The 16016-nt window shown below is 59.6% G+C and carries 13 protein-coding genes and 1 pseudogene; 5 read left to right on the forward strand and 9 right to left on the reverse strand.

Annotated features, from left to right (window positions below):
• Positions 1-72 precede the first annotated feature (72 nt).
• The 4 genes from F6X39_RS30705 to F6X39_RS37110 form a co-directional block, all read right to left on the reverse strand.
• A complete protein-coding gene (locus F6X39_RS30705; RefSeq protein WP_187619348.1) occupies positions 73-894 on the reverse strand; it encodes a tyrosine-type recombinase/integrase in 822 nt (273 codons plus the stop codon).
• 427 nt (positions 895-1321) lie between these two features.
• On the reverse strand, positions 1322-2347 hold the full coding sequence (locus F6X39_RS30710) for an IS110 family transposase (protein ID WP_187619349.1): 1026 nt from the start codon (positions 2345-2347) through the stop codon (positions 1322-1324).
• Between the two features lie 241 nt (positions 2348-2588).
• Entirely contained in the window at positions 2589-3566 is a 978-nt protein-coding gene (locus F6X39_RS30715; protein WP_187619350.1) for an IS5 family transposase, read from the reverse strand.
• A 223-nt stretch (positions 3567-3789) separates the two neighbouring features.
• Positions 3790-3924, reverse strand: coding sequence for a hypothetical protein (locus F6X39_RS37110; protein ID WP_262414872.1), 135 nt, complete (start codon positions 3922-3924; stop codon positions 3790-3792).
• 307 nt (positions 3925-4231) lie between these two features.
• Between F6X39_RS37110 and istA (F6X39_RS30725) the strand changes: the two are divergent.
• Both istA (F6X39_RS30725) and istB (F6X39_RS30730) read left to right on the forward strand, forming a co-directional pair.
• A pseudogene (gene istA, locus F6X39_RS30725) lies at positions 4232-5783 on the forward strand (IS21 family transposase).
• A 15-nt stretch (positions 5784-5798) separates the two neighbouring features.
• Positions 5799-6566: an IS21-like element helper ATPase IstB gene (gene istB, locus F6X39_RS30730; protein WP_187619351.1), complete on the forward strand. Its 768-nt coding sequence runs from the start codon at positions 5799-5801 to the stop codon at positions 6564-6566.
• 1721 nt (positions 6567-8287) lie between these two features.
• Here istB (F6X39_RS30730) and F6X39_RS30735 read toward each other — a convergent pair.
• The 5 genes from F6X39_RS30735 to F6X39_RS30755 form a co-directional block, all read right to left on the reverse strand.
• On the reverse strand, positions 8288-8707 hold the full coding sequence (locus tag F6X39_RS30735) for a hypothetical protein (RefSeq protein ID WP_187619352.1): 420 nt from the start codon (positions 8705-8707) through the stop codon (positions 8288-8290).
• A 664-nt stretch (positions 8708-9371) separates the two neighbouring features.
• Positions 9372-9680: a hypothetical protein gene (locus F6X39_RS30740; protein WP_187619353.1), complete on the reverse strand. Its 309-nt coding sequence runs from the start codon at positions 9678-9680 to the stop codon at positions 9372-9374.
• Positions 9681-10083: 403 nt separating this feature from the next.
• Positions 10084-10932 (reverse strand): 3'-5' exonuclease, encoded by an 849-nt coding sequence (locus F6X39_RS30745; protein ID WP_187619354.1) that lies wholly within the window; start codon positions 10930-10932, stop codon positions 10084-10086.
• Between the two features lie 293 nt (positions 10933-11225).
• The gene (locus tag F6X39_RS30750; protein WP_187619355.1) at positions 11226-12029 is read right to left on the reverse strand and encodes a Cthe_2314 family HEPN domain-containing protein; all 804 of its coding nucleotides are present in this window, start codon (positions 12027-12029) and stop codon (positions 11226-11228) included.
• Positions 12030-12091: 62 nt separating this feature from the next.
• Positions 12092-12625: a hypothetical protein gene (locus tag F6X39_RS30755; RefSeq protein ID WP_187619356.1), complete on the reverse strand. Its 534-nt coding sequence runs from the start codon at positions 12623-12625 to the stop codon at positions 12092-12094.
• A gap of 888 nt (positions 12626-13513) precedes the next feature.
• On the opposite strand from F6X39_RS30755, the gene istA (F6X39_RS30760) reads away from it, so the two are divergent.
• From istA (F6X39_RS30760) to F6X39_RS30770, 3 genes are read left to right on the forward strand one after another with little or no spacing between them, the layout of a single operon-like run.
• Positions 13514-15016 (forward strand): IS21 family transposase, encoded by a 1503-nt coding sequence (gene istA, locus F6X39_RS30760; protein ID WP_187619357.1) that lies wholly within the window; start codon positions 13514-13516, stop codon positions 15014-15016.
• Positions 15003-15770, forward strand: a complete 768-nt coding sequence (gene istB, locus F6X39_RS30765) for an IS21-like element helper ATPase IstB (protein WP_187619358.1) — start codon at positions 15003-15005, stop codon at positions 15768-15770. Before istA (F6X39_RS30760) ends, istB (F6X39_RS30765) begins: the two co-directional genes overlap by 14 nt.
• Positions 15767-15985, forward strand: coding sequence for a hypothetical protein (locus F6X39_RS30770; protein WP_187619359.1), 219 nt, complete (start codon positions 15767-15769; stop codon positions 15983-15985). Before istB (F6X39_RS30765) ends, F6X39_RS30770 begins: the two co-directional genes overlap by 4 nt.
• Positions 15986-16016: the final 31 nt, after the last annotated feature.

The raw sequence follows: 16016 nt of genomic DNA on the forward strand, positions 1-16016 counted from the left end.
CGTTTTTTGGAATGCGGGCCTCCACATCCTGCCCAAACTTTTATGTAGAGTTCCGACGACGGGAAACCTTTGCTATCGCGAGCGGGATTCAACACTGCACATAACAACTTTCGGCCGGTAATACCGTGCCGTGGTCGCCATGCTGCGATGTCCCATGAGCAGCTGGATCCGGCGTACGTCGGCACCGGTTTCCAGCAGATGAGTGGCGAACGCGTGCCTCAAGGAATGTGGTGTAACGGGTTTCGTGATGCCGCTGCGCTCACGTGCAAGCTGGCATGCGTCGCCCACGGCATGGCGGCTGATGGGCCGCCCCGGAATGCTGCCTGGAAAGAGCCATTCCCTCGGGTGGGCGTCCTGCCAGTACAGTCTCAGGACCTCGAGCAGACGCGGCGAGAGCATTACGTAGCGGTCCTTACGGCCTTTACCCTGGCGGACACGGATCATCATCCGCTGGCTGTCGATATCGGTGACCTTCAGATGCACGACTTCGGAGACACGCAGGCCCGCCGCATAGGCCGTCATCAGGATGGCGCGCTGCTTCAGGCTGGGAATCGACTCGAAGAAACGCGTGACTTCCTCGAAGCTCAGGATGACGGGCAGCTTCACGGGCCGTTTGGGCAACGGGAAATCCTCGTCACTCCAGTCCCGCCTGAGCGTGATGCGGTACAGGAAGCGCAGCGAGCCTACGGCGAGTTGGACACTGGCTGGCGCGAGCTTGCGTTCGTTGGTCAGGTGGATAATCCAGGCACGGATCTCTTCTGGACCGAGCACCTCGGGTGAGCGGCGGAAGTGCACGGCGAAACTGGCAACCTGCAGGAGATAGGTCTTCTGCGTGGTGACAGCAAGGTTGCGGATCTGCATGTCGTGCAGCATGCGTTGGCGGAGCAGTGTCATGACGAACCTCCAGGAGACAGGGGATGGCATGCCCGGTCGGGCACCTCCATGCTGCTCCTGGCCGCCTGCTCGTCCCTTCCTCGTGCCCCGGCATCCGATAAGGCTACTACAAGGGCTTCCCCATTGAGCGCAAGCACAAATGTGGTTTTCTGTTGTCGCAATGTTGCCTTGCCGACGTCGTGTGAGAAGGTGAAGGACTGCGGTACTACAACCGGTCATGTTGGGCTGACGGCCCGGACCCTGATGAAAGACGCGCGCAAGGGCCTCGTTCGCTGACCGGGAATGAAATCCCTGTAGCCTTATCAGGTATGCCTCGCGCAGGTCCAACCCGCTTCACATCACCGCTGGCAGTGCAAAGTGATCGTTTATTCGCTCATGGTACCGTTGCTTCTTATCGGTATGCGGTTGATGAACACATCCGTGGAGCTCACGCGGCGGCTGGCTCGTGCTTGAAGTCGTCGCCGTACTTGAGGACCGCCCACGCCATTCGCGCATTCTTGGCTGCGATCGCCACGGCCGCGCGCCAATATCCGCGCCGCTCAACGAGGCTTCTCACCCAACGGCTGAAGCGGTCCTGCTTCTCGCCGAGATTCGCGATGACGGCGCGCGCACCGTTCACCAGCAGACAGCGCAGGTAGGCGTCGCCCGCCTTCGTGATGCTGCCAAGCCGCTGCTTGCCGCCGCTGCTATGCTGCCCCGGCGTCAATCCGAGCCACGCGCCTACCTGGCGACCATTTTTGAAGTCATGTCCGGCACCGAGGCTCGCAAGCAGTGCGCTCGCCGTGGTCGGGCCGATACCGCGCAACTGCATAAGCCGCCGGCTACGTTCGTCATCGCGCGCAATTTGGCGAATCGCGCGGTCGTATTCGGCAAGCCGGGCCTCGATGTTGCCTGCGTGCTCAAGCAGATCGCTGATACAGCGATTGGCCCAACTGGGTAAAGAATCGAGATGGACTGTGATCTCTCTTCGCAGACGCTCCGGGCTTTGCGGCAGCACCACGCCGAATTCAGAAAGCAGGCCACGTATCCGGTTGTAGATTGCGGTCCGTTCGTCGACAAAGCCCTGCCGCGTTCGATGCAGGCAGAGTGTCGCCTGCTGGTGTTCGTCCTTCAGCGGCACGAAGCGCATGCTCGGACGTGTAACCGCCTCACAGATCGCCGCTGCGTCCGCCGCGTCGTTCTTGCTGCGCTTGCCCGACATACGGTACGGTGCCACGAGCTTCGGCGCCATCAGCTTCACGGTGTGGCCATATTGCTGGAACAGGCGGGCCCAGTGATGGGCGCCGGAACAGGCTTCCATGCCGATGAGGCAAGGCGGCAGCTGGGCGATGAGCAAGATGAGTTGGTCCCGCATGACGCGCGGCCTAACCAGCACAACCTTGCCGGACTCGTCCACTCCGTGAATCGCAAACACGTTCTTGGCCAGATCGATTCCCACGGTGACAACAGGCATGGACTTCCCCTCTTGTTGGTGTTGATGAAGGTTCGAGACTCCATCATGGCACTGTGATACCAATTCGCGGCTTCCACCGCAGCCTCGGGACGGGGGAAGTCCCTTTCATTCGCTGAAGAAGCCACCGTTTTCGGCGACGGTTTGCTGCTGAATGTCGGAATGCGAGATCAGCGACGCGATTGGTTCGATTTTCTTGCCCTGAAGGGCCTTGCAAGCGGGTCTCTCGACCCACTTTGGCCCATCATGGACGCACCTGTGCCATGAGCCGCTCGCGGCTCATGTAGATGTTGCTCAACGCCAGTGCGGTGAAGGCGCGCGTGGCGTTCTTCGCCAGACCGCGATAGCGCACCTTGACGAAACCCCACAGCCGCTTGACCACCGCAAAGACGTGCTCGACCCGCGCACGTATCTTCGACTTGTTGCGGTTCTTCGAGCGTCTGGTGTCATCGACCTCACCACTTCGCCTGCGCACACGCTGGTTGGTAAAGTCCTTCGCTTGCGGTGCCTTGCTGGCGATGAGTTCCTTCTGGCTCGCATACGCGCTGTCACCATACACACGCCGCTCGGCGCCATGCAGCAGCGCCGGCAGCGGATGCTTGTCATGCACGTTCGCAGCCGTCACTACCGCGCTGTGTGCCAGCCCCGTCTGACTATCCACGCCGACGTGCAGCTTCATGCCGAAGTACCACTGCTGGCCCTTCCTCGTCTGATGCATTTCGGGGTCTCGCGCCTTGTCCGCGTTCTTCGTGGAACTGGGCGCACCGATGATGGTGGCATCCACGATGGTGCCGGTGCCAACCTTCAGGCCGTGCCCTTGCAGTACCTCGCCGACCTTGGCGAACAATTGCTCGCCGAGCTTGTTGCGCTCCAGCAGCCGGCGAAACTTCAACAGCGTCGTGCCATCGGGAACGCGCTCGCGCCCTAGGTCAATCCCAACGAATCGCCGCAATGCGGTGCTGTCCAGCAGCGCTTCCTCGCAGGCTTCATCCGCCAGGTTGAACCAGTGCTGCACAAAGTGCATGCGCAGCATGCGCTCCAGGCCAACTGGCGGGCGCCCGCCTTGCCCCTTCGGATAGTGCGGCTCGACAACCTCGCACAATTGCGTCCACGGTACGATCTGCTCCATCGTCTCAAGGAACACATCACGTTTGGTTGGTCGTCGATACTGTTCGAATCCGGCGCCTTGATCGGCCGCCATCGCAAGGGTCTGTTGTTTCATCCGCATTTAACGTCTTACCGCCCAACGGCGTTGACCTTTTTCAGCGTAGCCATAACCGTCCTGACCGAACGCCAGGCACTGACCTCCGCTTCCCTCCCACTACCGCGTCAGCGGTTTAGTACAGCGGCCACTATGCTCAGGTCACAACTGTGCGCAGATGGTTATAGCGAACGCGGCCAGCCCCTTAAGGGGTGCGGTAGGGGCTGGTGGAGCCTACGCATAGTTACAGCGTCTGCAGGAATCGAAGCAACGAGTCCGGCGCCTGATACCGGCGAATCCTGGCATCGGGCGCCTCTAGCCGACCGAGCGCTTTCTCCTTCATCGCGAGGTCAGCTTCGATGTAGCGATGGCTTGTCATCGGGCTCTCGTGAGCGAGCCACAAGGCGATCACGTTGAATGGAACGCCTGCGTATTTCGGCGAAGCCGAACAGACATTTCGGTTGAAGCCGAACAGGGTTTTCGCTGGAAGATGAACACGCGTTTCGGTTGAAGTCGAACAGATGCGCGGGTGTTCCGAAACGGTTGTTCGAGATGCCGAAACGCCTGTTCGGGTTCCCGGAATCGGTGTTCGGCAAACCGGAACGGAGCATCGGTTTCGTGATGGCGGTGCTGCGTATGGGCCAATCCGCTGGCGTTAAGGTGGCTCCTTTTTGGAGCGACCGACGATGCCGGCACACCGGACAACCATGCGCAAAATCAAGGAAGTACTCCGCCTGAAGTGGGCATGCAACCTCACGCACCGACAGGTGCAGGGCGCCCTCGGCGTCGGTCTGGGGACGATCACGCAGTATCTTCAGCTTGCCACGGCGGCAGGACTGGACTGGGCGTCGGTCGAACCTCTGGAAGAAGACGAGCTTGAGCGGCGCGTCCTGTCACTGGCGTCGTCACCCATGCCGGCCAGATGGATCGAGCCGGATTGCAACGTAATTCACCGGGAACTGCGGCGCAAGGGCGTGACGTTGCAACTGCTCTGGGAGGAGTACGTCGAGGCCCATCCCGGCAAGCGGGCCTATCGCTATACGCAGTTCTGCCAGCGCTACAAGGACTGGGCGCAGACACTGAAGCGCTCGATGCGTCAGCAGCACCGCGCCGGCGAGAAGCTGTTTGCCGACTTCGCTGGGCAAACCATGCCGATCCTCGCTCGCGACGCCGACGTCGCCTTTAAGGCGCACATCTTTGTAGCCGTGCTCGGCGCATCGAATTACACGTATGCCTGCGCAACACCCTCGGAGGCAACCCCGGACTGGATCGGCGGGCTGATCGGCGCGATGGAGTTCTGTGGCGGCGTACCCGAGCTGATCGTGCCAGATAACCCGCGTGCGCTGATTGCGAAACCCGACCGGTACGAGCCCGGACTCGGCCGTACCGCGCAGGACTTTGTGAACCACTACGCCACCGCGATGCTGCCGGCGCGTCCGCGCAAGCCTCAGGACAAGGCCAAGGTCGAAGTCGGCGTGCAGATCGTCGAACGCTGGATTCTCGCCCGGCTGCGCAATCATCGCTTCTTCAGCCTCGCCGAACTGAACAAGGCGATCGGCCTGCTCATCACCGAGCTGAACCAGCGCCCGTTCAGGAAGCTCGATGGTAACCGCCGTGAATGGTTCGAGCGGCTCGACCAGCCTGCGCTGCGCGCACTGCCTGCGCGCCGGTATGAGATCGCCACGTTCCAGAAGTGCCGTGTGAACATCGATTACCACGTCGAGGTCGACCATCATTATTACAGCGTGCCCCACAGCCTGGTGCGTCAGGAAGTCGATGCGCGCGTCACCCGTCATGGCGTCGAGATCCTGCACAGCGGCAAGCGTGTCGCGGCCCACGCGCGCAGCCGGCTCAAGGGCAAATACACCACACTGCCCGAACACATGCCCGCGGCGCACCGCGCGCACATGGAATGGACACCGGGTCGCCTTCTGAACTGGGGCGCCTCGATCGGCCCCGGCGCCGAGGCGATCGTCAACCACCTGCTGACCAACCGCCCGCATCCGGAGATGGGTTACCGGGCCTGCCTCGGCCTGCTGGGGCTCGCCCGCAAGTATGGGCAAGGAACGCCTTGAGGCGGCCTGCCAGCGGGCGCTCATCATCGGTTCGCTCACCCGCCGTTCCGTACTCTCGATTCTCGAGTCCGGTCTGGACCAGCAGCCGGCACTCCCGTTACAGCTCACCGAATGGCGCTCGCCCGAGCACGAGAACGTGCGCGGTCCCGACTATTACCACTGACCCCAGGAGGTCACGATGTTGATGCAGCAAACTCTCTCCCAGCTCAAAGCCCTCAAGCTCGACGGCATGGCACGCGCCTTCGAGGAACAGGTCGCGCTGAGCGCCAGTTCGAGCCTCTCATTCGAGGACCGCTTCGCCATGGTCGTCGATCGCGAACTGGCGTGGCGCGACACGCGGCGGCTTGAACGCCTGCTGAAGGCGGCCAGACTGAAGAACCCGCAGGCCTGCATCGAGGACATTGAATACCGGCAGAGTCGCGGACTGGACCAGCGTGTCGTCGCCACGCTCGCCGGCTGCGACTGGATCCGCAATGCCCAGAACCTTATCCTGAGCGGCCCAACGGGCGCGGGCAAGACCTGGGTGGCTTGCGCGTTCGCCCAGCAGGCCTGCCGGCAAGGCTTCTCGGTCCTCTACATACGCGTCGCCCGCCTGTTCGAGGAACTGAGGATCGCGCACGGCGACGGCAGCTTCTCCCGGCGGCTCGCACAGCTCGCAAAGACGGACGTCCTGCTGCTGGATGACTGGGGTCTGCAGGACCTCGACCAAGGCGCGCGCAACGATCTGCTCGAAGTGATCGACGATCGCGTCGGCACCCGCTCGACCATCATCACATCACAGCTTCCCCTGGAGCACTGGCACGCGTGGCTGCAGGATCCAACGCTTGCAGACGCCATTCTCGATCGTCTCGTGCATCAGGCCCACAAGATCCAGCTCAAGGGCGATTCGATGCGCAAAAAGCACAAACCAGACAACTATGTCGCCGACGGCAACGTTATGCAGTAACGCACGTGCGAAGCCGTTACCGGGTAACAAAATCAGATTGGAGAAGAAATGGCAAAAACAACTACGCAACGGCAAGCCACGTACAGGGCGCGGCGTCCTCATGCAGGCAATGATGGCAATGGCGAGCGACGCCTGAGCGTCTGGATCGACACCCGCGCCTCCCTGGCACTTGCGAGACTGGCGCGTCGTTACGCAGTAACGCAACGGGCGTTGATCGAGCAGCTGGTCATCGGGAAGACGAGCGCATCCTCGCGGATATTGAACTCGATTCGATGCAGTGGCGTACGTACTTCGCCGACACTTCGTTACGCAGTAACGGCGACGATCAGTTGCATGAAAAAGGAGAAAATATGGCCCCATCGTGACCGACCATGCTGCTTGACGTCACCTGATCCCGAACACTCACGCTACAATCCATACACTACGCAGCACTGTCCTCCCGCTTGTTCGACTTCACCGAAACGAGCGTTCACCTTCCCCGAAATACGCAGAACGCCCGCCTGCAACAGGTGCATCGTAGTCGTATGGAGCGGTACCCGTTCTGTGCACGCCATGAACTGGCTTTCGAGAGTTATCCACGGCCGGTCGGCGAAACCGTCTATGCCAGTGCAGTGGGGGCGGCGAACGATGCCCATGGTGATCTCCAGAAGTGGGACCATCACTGCATCCACAGACGAGAACTATGTCCAGATCCTTGCTCGCCCGCCTTGCCAGAGCTGTGCCATGCTTGGGTCGGCGCCGTCAGCGACTAACCATCTGCGCATAGTTGTGACCTGAGCATAGGGGTCGTTCAGCGACGCTCGGGACGCACGCCCTGAGCGCTTGGCGCACGAAAAAATCCCTTTATTGACGGCACCCCTGATAGCACATGGCGTGATCCTCCGAGGTTCGGCACGCTAGATCAGCATGAACGATTCCTGCGCGAATTTAGCGGTGCAACGAAGGCACGTGTGCGAGCACTCTTGCCCGCGCGAACCAGGCCGGTAGCATAGGCCAGCGTGGCCGTGTTCTGGAAGGCCCGAAGCTAGGCATCGGTTGGATACAGATACCTCAAGCATTTCTCGAATTTCTCTTGCAGCTCAGCGGATCGTTCAAGTTCAACAATATAGTTTTCGATAGATGTAGAAATATCGTCCGAGAACTTGCCGAGTCGAACGTGCACTCGATGTGTGTGAGGGCATTCCCAGGGCGAGTCGCGCCTAATCGAGCCAGTGTCCTTCTTGATCTGAATGGCGGGGCCGTCGAAGTCCTCATAGATCTTCCAGCCGGCGTCTTTCATTCCGTTTATCTTCGTCAACCCAGACACCAGATAGGATGCTTCGATGTGCTACCGCGTTCCTTACGAAGTCGTGTAAGACCCGCACTGCATCGTGCTGGTAGACACCCGGAAGGAAAGTATCAAGGAAGCTGGCTATGTCTTTCCAACCGGCAACAAACGTGTTCTTCGTGTTTTTACCCGGTCCACGATAGAAGCACGCCATGTACTCCAACATGCTGCAACACGCCATCAGCGCTGGAAAGTATGCGTGGGTTTCCTTGCTCGGGTGCCTCGGATCAGGAATTCCCGTGAGGCATATTTGCATGTCTTTCTGGAATCCGTCGAGCCGTCCACGCAAAAACCGGGGCGCGAACTTTGCGAGTTCGCCTTCCGAACCTCTGGCGCGGCTCTGCTTGGATTTGGCGCTTTCCATAGAAAGGAGAGTTCTGTCTTAGCTTCGAGGCTAACGGTGACCCTTGCGGCACAGGGTATAGTGGCCTGCGACGTCCGGGTGTGGCGCGCCGAGACTTGGTTCGCCCTTGCACGCATACTCTTTGGGCAGCGGTTGCCCAGTCAAATGCGAGCGCTGCTCGTACAGGGAACCAACAAAGCCGGTTGCGTCGTTGCTCGCTTGCATGGCGTCCATGCATTGCGTGAACTGCGTATCGGCGTTGTTGGGCAGCCCCGACTCCCGTTGAGCCATAGCGTAGCCCGCATTCCCGCAGATGGTGTTGGCGGCGTTGCCTGCCGCTGTCGCCGCCTGCTTTGCGTCAGCAAGGCGCGCGTCAAGCGCCTGCAGACTGCTGGCATCGGGCGCAGCGGTCGCGTGAGCCGCCAATGGGAGGGCTGCCAAAGCAACTACGGCACGCATCCATTTCATCATTCACCCGGAGCGATTCACGCTTGTAGTCTATCGCCGTTGACCCTAGCTCCGCCGTCGGAAGCGACCGTGACCGGGGTAATTCTATTCCTGGGGCGGCGCCTCTTTGCGTATCGATCCGAACGAATGTCCGTCGCCTCGATCTACACCGTCATCTAGCACGACGCGGCTTGGTTCGCGTCGATATAGGCCAGCTATCCGTACGACAGAAGATCTACTCGTCCTCCGGCTCCCCGCGACAGAGGTTCGGCGCTCAGCTGCCATGGCCAACGAAGACGACAAGTCGGGCGGCTATGCCGCGCAGTTGCCCCTCCGCCTGTGCGCCGGAGGGTGTCTGTGTGTCTTTGATCGAGAGCACCACGCGGATGCCGTCGGAAACAGTCGCCAGTTGTCACCAGCGGCGTGGAATTCGATGAAAACGGACGGTTTCAAATTCACATTGATGAAGCGATAGCACGATGGCGGGATCAAGGGTCAAGCTGGTTCTGCGCCGCGACTCACCACAGTGGCTAATCCGCTGAGAATGCGGCAATTACAAGGAAGCAGGAGAACGGAGCGAAGAAAAATAAAGAAGAACCAGGCTTTAGACAAACCGGCCCCAAAGAAAATGAGCCAAGAAAATTCGGTTCCACGCGGTGAGTTTCACACCGTAAGTTTTTGACGACTTTCAGATCGCCAATGACACCAGTTCTGAGGTGCCGTTTGCCGGTGCGCTCGAGAAGTCCCACACAACGGTCGCGATCGACGGCAGCAAGGCGCTGAGATGGGCGATCTCGAGACCGACACCCTCTTTCAGATTGAGCAGCGGCGAAGTCCCGCGCTGTTCGTCGCGGGCGTCGAGCAGCGACAAAGTGATTGCCGTGCCGGTGATGCCGGCGACGCGCAGATGGCGCCGGGCGTATGCCTCGATCGGCCCCAAGGATACCTTTGTTCTGTCCCAGTAACTGTCGCGCATATAGAAAAGGCCGGTCAACATGATCTCGACTGGCGACTATCGCCTGGCCGGATCGCGGCGGTGTCAACGTTTCAGCCGTTTCTCAGCGACGGGCGCTCTTCTGCCTTCCCTCCTTCGCGCGACTTCTTCTAGACTCCCTTGAGACATCGTAACGCCAACGCGACAACGTGAGACCGCTCTGGTTTTGCTTGAGCAGGTCTTCATCGGACCGGGTTCGGCCATCAAGGGACTTTCGTTTGAAGGGTGGCTCGGACATTGAGACGGCAGCTCCACTCCGAAAGCAGTCACCAGAGCGCGGAAAGTTCGCGACGCGGCGTTCGGCCTTTGCAGACGTTAGATGCGGCTCTTAAGACTGCCCTTGTTCTCCGATGCCGAGAACTTTTTTCGACTACGGAGTGCAACCGAATTCAAATTATCGCGTCATTCAATACCAGCTGCCGCTAAAAATCACTGACGAAAAGCATTCTGGACAGCGCGCAGATGATTCGCCGCGACTTAGCGTGACAGAGAAACGAGTTCCACATTTCTGGCACGCGCCGTTCACAGCCATCGTCCGCGTGAATCGATCAACGGTGCTTTTAAAAACATTGAATTCGATCTGAACGTCTTTCTTGCTGCAACGCGAATTTGTTTTTCCGTTGGTTAAATCGTTTTTTGTTTTGGCAGCGGCTGTTTTGAATAGCGGCGTCGCGTCCGATCTTGACTGGTCTTCAACGCTGTAGGGCGCGATAACGTCATGATCTATCAGCTTAAAGAAGCAGCGTTTTGTTGCTCTAATGTCGTTCAGCGCATCATGGGCACCACCAAATTGCTCACCAAAGCACCGAAAATATAGTTCATTCAGCGTTGGGAACTTAAACCCACTCGCACCGTTGAGCTTCGACAACCGGCACCAATTCGTGGACGCCTTCATCGTGCATATGTTCGGAATGTTGATTAGCGACAAATCCAATCCCGCTGCACGTATATCATTTTGGAGAATGGCGACATCGTATTGAATATTGTGCCCGACAAGCACGACAGACTGATCGAGCGAGCGCTTAAATGACTTGAGAACGTCCACAATGCCAACGCCGACTTGCATGGCTTTAGCCTTCGAAATTCCATGAACCCTTTGCGCCCCGATCCCAATTTCAAAACCCACGGGCCGAATAACATGGCTCTCTTCCGTCAAGACATGTCCGTGCTTATCCGAGAGAATCCAAGCGATTTGGACTGATCTGCTGGTCGCTCGGCTTAACCCGCTCGTTTCGGTGTCAACAAAGAGATACATTAATACCGCCTGAGGAAGGTGCTGTTGTTAGCTGTGGACGTTTTCTCCATGTTTAACGGTCAATGCCCGGAAATCTTGAATGCTCCGTGGAAGATCAAGTGGCGCAATGATGCTTAACCGTGCCCGTACCTTGCGCCGACTCCCGGCGTGGAGTGGCCGATGATCTGGTCTCGGGCCGAATCAAGACAACCGGCGGCGCGGGACGTAAGGCTTCCAAAACGTCGCTGAACGGCCATCTTCGGACAGTGGCACAAATATTGACTTGGACATCCCAACGGCGGCTTCGCCCAGCTTCACGGCTTTTCAAGGACATGCCTCAGTCGCCTCTCCTGGGTCGTGTAGTGCGGAGCAATTTCGTCGAGTAACCCATGCATCGCATCGCTCAGATTGCGATTGAACGCGTCGAACTCTTTGACCTTGGAACAAATGATCCACGCCTCCTCCTCGTGACGAATTTCCTGCAATGTTGTGTGGCGGGAATCCGGCGGGTCCGATTTTTGTTCCCTTGCAGCGATCAATATTCCATACATTTCAAGTCGACGGATTTCGTCGGTCTGGAGCGTTCGTTGATGGGCAACTTCGTTTCGTACCGTCCGGTAACGTTGCAGCAGTTTGCCAAGTGCCTTGACGCGCTTCGGGACATCCGTACGATCTACCTTTAGGTTGCCGAGCACGACAAAGTCTTTCATTTGCGTCGGTGCGTTTTGAAGATGGAATACCGCGTCGACAAGCGTAAGTGTGCGGTCGTAAAGACTCTGACATCGGACAAAGTAATTTTCCAGGTGATACACCAGCAGGTCATGCCGATGAATGCCTGCGCTGCGCAACGCCTTGGTCACCCGCGCATGTTTAATGTAAGCAGGAATGTCCTCCAACTGGTCGCAGAGCGCGAGAACTTGAGCGAGCGCATGCCCGACACGAAGCAAGTAGAACTCATGCTCGTCCGGATCACGCGAATACGATGCTTCGATCCTGAAGGGCGTGGCATCCCCGAGTTCTTCGCCGACATTGAATGCATTCGTCAGCACGTCGGCGGAAAATGAAGTTGTGCTCAAGTCACGGAGGGTGAGGCTTGGCGTTTTGGACTTTTTGGGCAACGCAGTCTCCTTACCAACCGTAGGCAAACAACCCATAACCATTTCATCCACAAAGTTGCGCGTCACGGCGCAATGTGGACAACCGTCGAGGTGGCGTTCTCATCCATATCGGGCTGGCCGTGCGCGTCACGCGCGCCAGTATGGATTTTCATCTCTGCTATCACCTGCACGGTGGTGCCGAGCGGCAGCACGATGGTCTGCATGTCATCCATTTCCGCGCCCGGCAGGAACTCGTAGTTATCGCCCGCCAGCTTCAGCAGATCGATACTCGCGATCACATCGCCGTCGTCCTCGTGGAACACGGTCCCGGCCTTGGCGTCAGAAGCCAGCTTGCGCACGCGCATCTGGTACGAGTCATGCTGCGTGCTGTCGAGTTCGAAGGTCGCATTGCGGGGGTTCTTTGACTTGGCATGGATGACCAGCAGACGCAAGTCGTCATGGTAGGGCAGTACCTCGGTCTCAAGCGTGATGTTGTCCTGCCAGTCTGTCGAGCCGCCGAGCCAGAACACCCACGCCGCCCATCCCCCCGCGCCGATGATGGCGAGACACGACAGCACCTTCAGGGCGAGGTCGGCTATCTCGGTGGCTCGTTTCATGGTGCGGGCTCCGCGCAAGTGGTAACCCCATGATATCGGATGGCACAATGCACACGTGCTCGTAGTCGGGCTGCCCGTTTGTGAGCGGCGGTCAGGAAGCGCGTTCAAATGGCGGCGGACGCCTTCGATGTTGGATTGAGACTCATTTCCTGCCGGCGTGGGAATCGCTTCGTGAGGCGAATTGGAGTGCGCTGCGGTGCGTCGTAAGGAGCCCGAAGGGCGAGTGCAGACGCACCATGCGCCGTCTCGCGTTTGCTCAGGGAGTGACGCAGGGATACGGGATAGGGTAGAAGAACAGTTCACCGCCGAAGAAACGGCCTGACACCGGCCCAAACCGCCAAGTTCACACCGATGTCAGACCCCACCGCGTGCACGGAGCATGGGTGTGCAATGAGTATTGCACTCCTCTCTGGCTCTGTCGATATCGCCTCGGCATTGACGGGATTCTTCGATGCCGGCCAGAGGTCGCTTTTACGTGTGCGCGCGTTGCCGGGTGCAAGTCATCGTTTGCCGCCGGTGCGATCGCGGCCAGATCTACTGCGACGGCGACTGCTCGTTGGCCGCTCGCCAGAGCAGCGTTCGGGAGGCCGGTCGCCGATACCAACGCAGCCGCAATGGACGCCTCGCGCACGCCGAACGGATGCGCCGCTATCGCACTCGTTTAAATAAAGTGACACATCAGGGTTCCGCGGCGGCTGCCGCTGATGCTTTACTGCAAGCGCCCCCGACAACATCGGCCAAAGCAACGACTCCCGGTATCGCCAGGCGTTTTCCCGCCCACTGTCACTTCTGTCAACGTGCTTGCTCGGCGTTGGTGCGCCTCGGGCCGCTGCGTGCCCGGGTCTTCCAACATGTTCGTACTGCTACAGACTTCACAGGACACGACCCATGACCATCGGAGCAGAACTCGAGGCGCAAATCCTGCGCTATTACCACGTCGAGAAGTGGCGTGCCGGCACCATCGCGCGCCAATTGCATGTTCACCACGGAACGGTTCATCGGGTGCTGGCGCAAGCTGGACTTCCCAGGATCGGTGGCCTGCAACGACCTTCACAGATCGACGCATACCTGCCGTTCATCCACGAGACGCTGAAGAAGTTTCCGTCACTCACGGCCAGCCGTCTCTATGCGATGGTGTGCGAGCGCGGCTACCGGGGCAATCACCACCACTTCAGGCATTTGATCTCGGTGCACCGTCCAAGGCCGATCACTGAGGCCTATTTGCGTCTTCGAACACTGCCCGGTGAGCAAGGACAGGTCGACTGGGCCCATTTCGATCACCTGCAGATTGGTCGCGCACGCCGACCGTTGATGGCATTCGTGATGGTCCTGTCGTGGTCGCGGCAGATTTACCTGCGCTTCTTCCTTGATGCCCGCATGGACAGCTTTCTGGCCGGCCATGCAGGCGCCTTCGAGACATGGTCCGGTCTGCCCAGGGTCCTACTCTATGACAACCTCAAGAGCGCCGTCCTTGAGCGGCACGGTGACGCGATCCGGTTCAATCCTCAACTCCTCGCGTTCGCCGCCCATCATCGCTATGAGCCCCGTCCTGTGGCCGTTGCGCGAGGCAACGAGAAGGGCCGTGTCGAACGTGCAATCCGATACGTCCGCGAGAACTTCTTTGCTGCGCGTAAGTTCATCGACCTCGACGATCTGAATGCTCAGGCGGCGCTCTGGTGCGCAGGCCCCGCCGCGAATCGGCCGTGTCGCGAGGAGCCCACGATCACCGTGCGTGAAGCCTTCGAGCGCGAACGGCCAAGTCTGCTGGCTTTGCCCGGCAATCCCTATCCGTGCGAACTGCAACTGGCGGTCTCGGTTGGCAAGACTCCGTACGTTCGCTTTGATCAGAACGATTACTCGATTCCCCATACTCACGTGCGCCGCACGCTCACGGTACGGGCCGATCCCCACCAGGTACGCATTCTCGACGGCGCCGATCTGCTCGCCACCCATGTGCGAAGTTACGATCGCGGCGCACAGATCGAACTTGCTACACATATCGACGCTCTCGTTGCACGCAAACGCGAGGCCCGTCACCATCGCGGCCTCGACCATCTGGCCCAGGCGGCACCGGCCAGCCAGACGCTGATGATGCGCGCCGCTGAACGGGGCGGCAACCTGGGCAACATCACAGCCAATCTGCTTCGCCTGCTTGACCGCTATGGCGCCTCCGAACTGCAGGCGGCCATTGAGGAGACTCTCGCCAGTGGTGCTGCACCTCACCCGAATCCGGTACGTCTGGCGCTGGAGCGCCGGCGCGAAGCGCGCCAGGCACCTCCGCCCGTTGCAATTCCATTGCCCGAACACGTACGCAAGAAAGACACGCTCGTAACACCCCACCGACTCGACATTTACGACCAGATCGCGGGAGACGGCGATGAACACGCCTGATGAGCTGCAAATTCGCGCGCACGCCTTGCGCCTGTACGGACTGTTGGCGCATTGGCCCGACGTGGCGGCGGAGCAGTGGGTTACGCCTCTGCTGCAGTGGGAAGAGGACGAGCGCGGTCGCCGCTCTCTGGAGCGGCGTATCCGTGATGCGCACCTAGGCAGCTTCAAACCGTTGTGCGACTTTGATTGGGCCTGGCCCAGGCGGTGCGATCGTGCCGCCGTCGAAGAGCTGATGGCGCTTGAGTTCGTCAAGGACACCGCGAACGTCGTGCTGATCGGCCCGAACGGCGTCGGCAAATCGACACTGGCGCTCAATCTCGCCTATCAGGCAATCGTACATGGCCACACTGCTTTGTTCACGACCGCCGGCCAGATGCTCGGTGAACTGGCCGCGCTCGATAGCGATTCGGCCTTGCGCCGCCGACTGAACCGCTATGCCTCACCCGACGTTCTCGTAATCGACGAGGTTGGCTACCTCTCGTACTCGAACCGCCACGCTGATCTGCTGTTCGAACTCGTCAGCAGGAGATACGGCGTTGCATCAACGGTGGTTACGACAAATCGACCGTTCGGAGAATGGCATGAGGTGTTTCCGAACGCGGCTTGCGTCGTCTCCCTTGTTGACCGACTGGTGCATCGCGCGGAAGTCGTCGTGATCGAGGGCGAGTCCTATCGCGTGAAGGAGGCACGTGAACGCGCAGAGCAACGCTCGAAGAAACGTAGTGCGGCCAAGGCCGAGAGGAAGACATCATGACGCGCCTTCACCTGCCTTCCGGAATCACCTGTGGGCTCGACTTCCTGATCCCCGATGACTGGTCCGCCGATCAGGCGCTCGCCATCATCGAACTCCTCGACGATCTACGCGAACGAATCTGTATGCACTACCAGTTCGTGCTCCATGAACTGCAGCACGAACAACGCGCTGCTCCCGTGAACCCTCACCTGAGCGACGTAGACGATCCGTTTTAACCTTCACCGTAGGCCGACAGCGGCGTCGGTC

Origin of the sequence: Paraburkholderia sp. UCT2 (genome assembly GCF_014397665.1) — a bacterium.
GTDB lineage: Bacteria > Pseudomonadota > Gammaproteobacteria > Burkholderiales > Burkholderiaceae > Paraburkholderia > Paraburkholderia tuberum.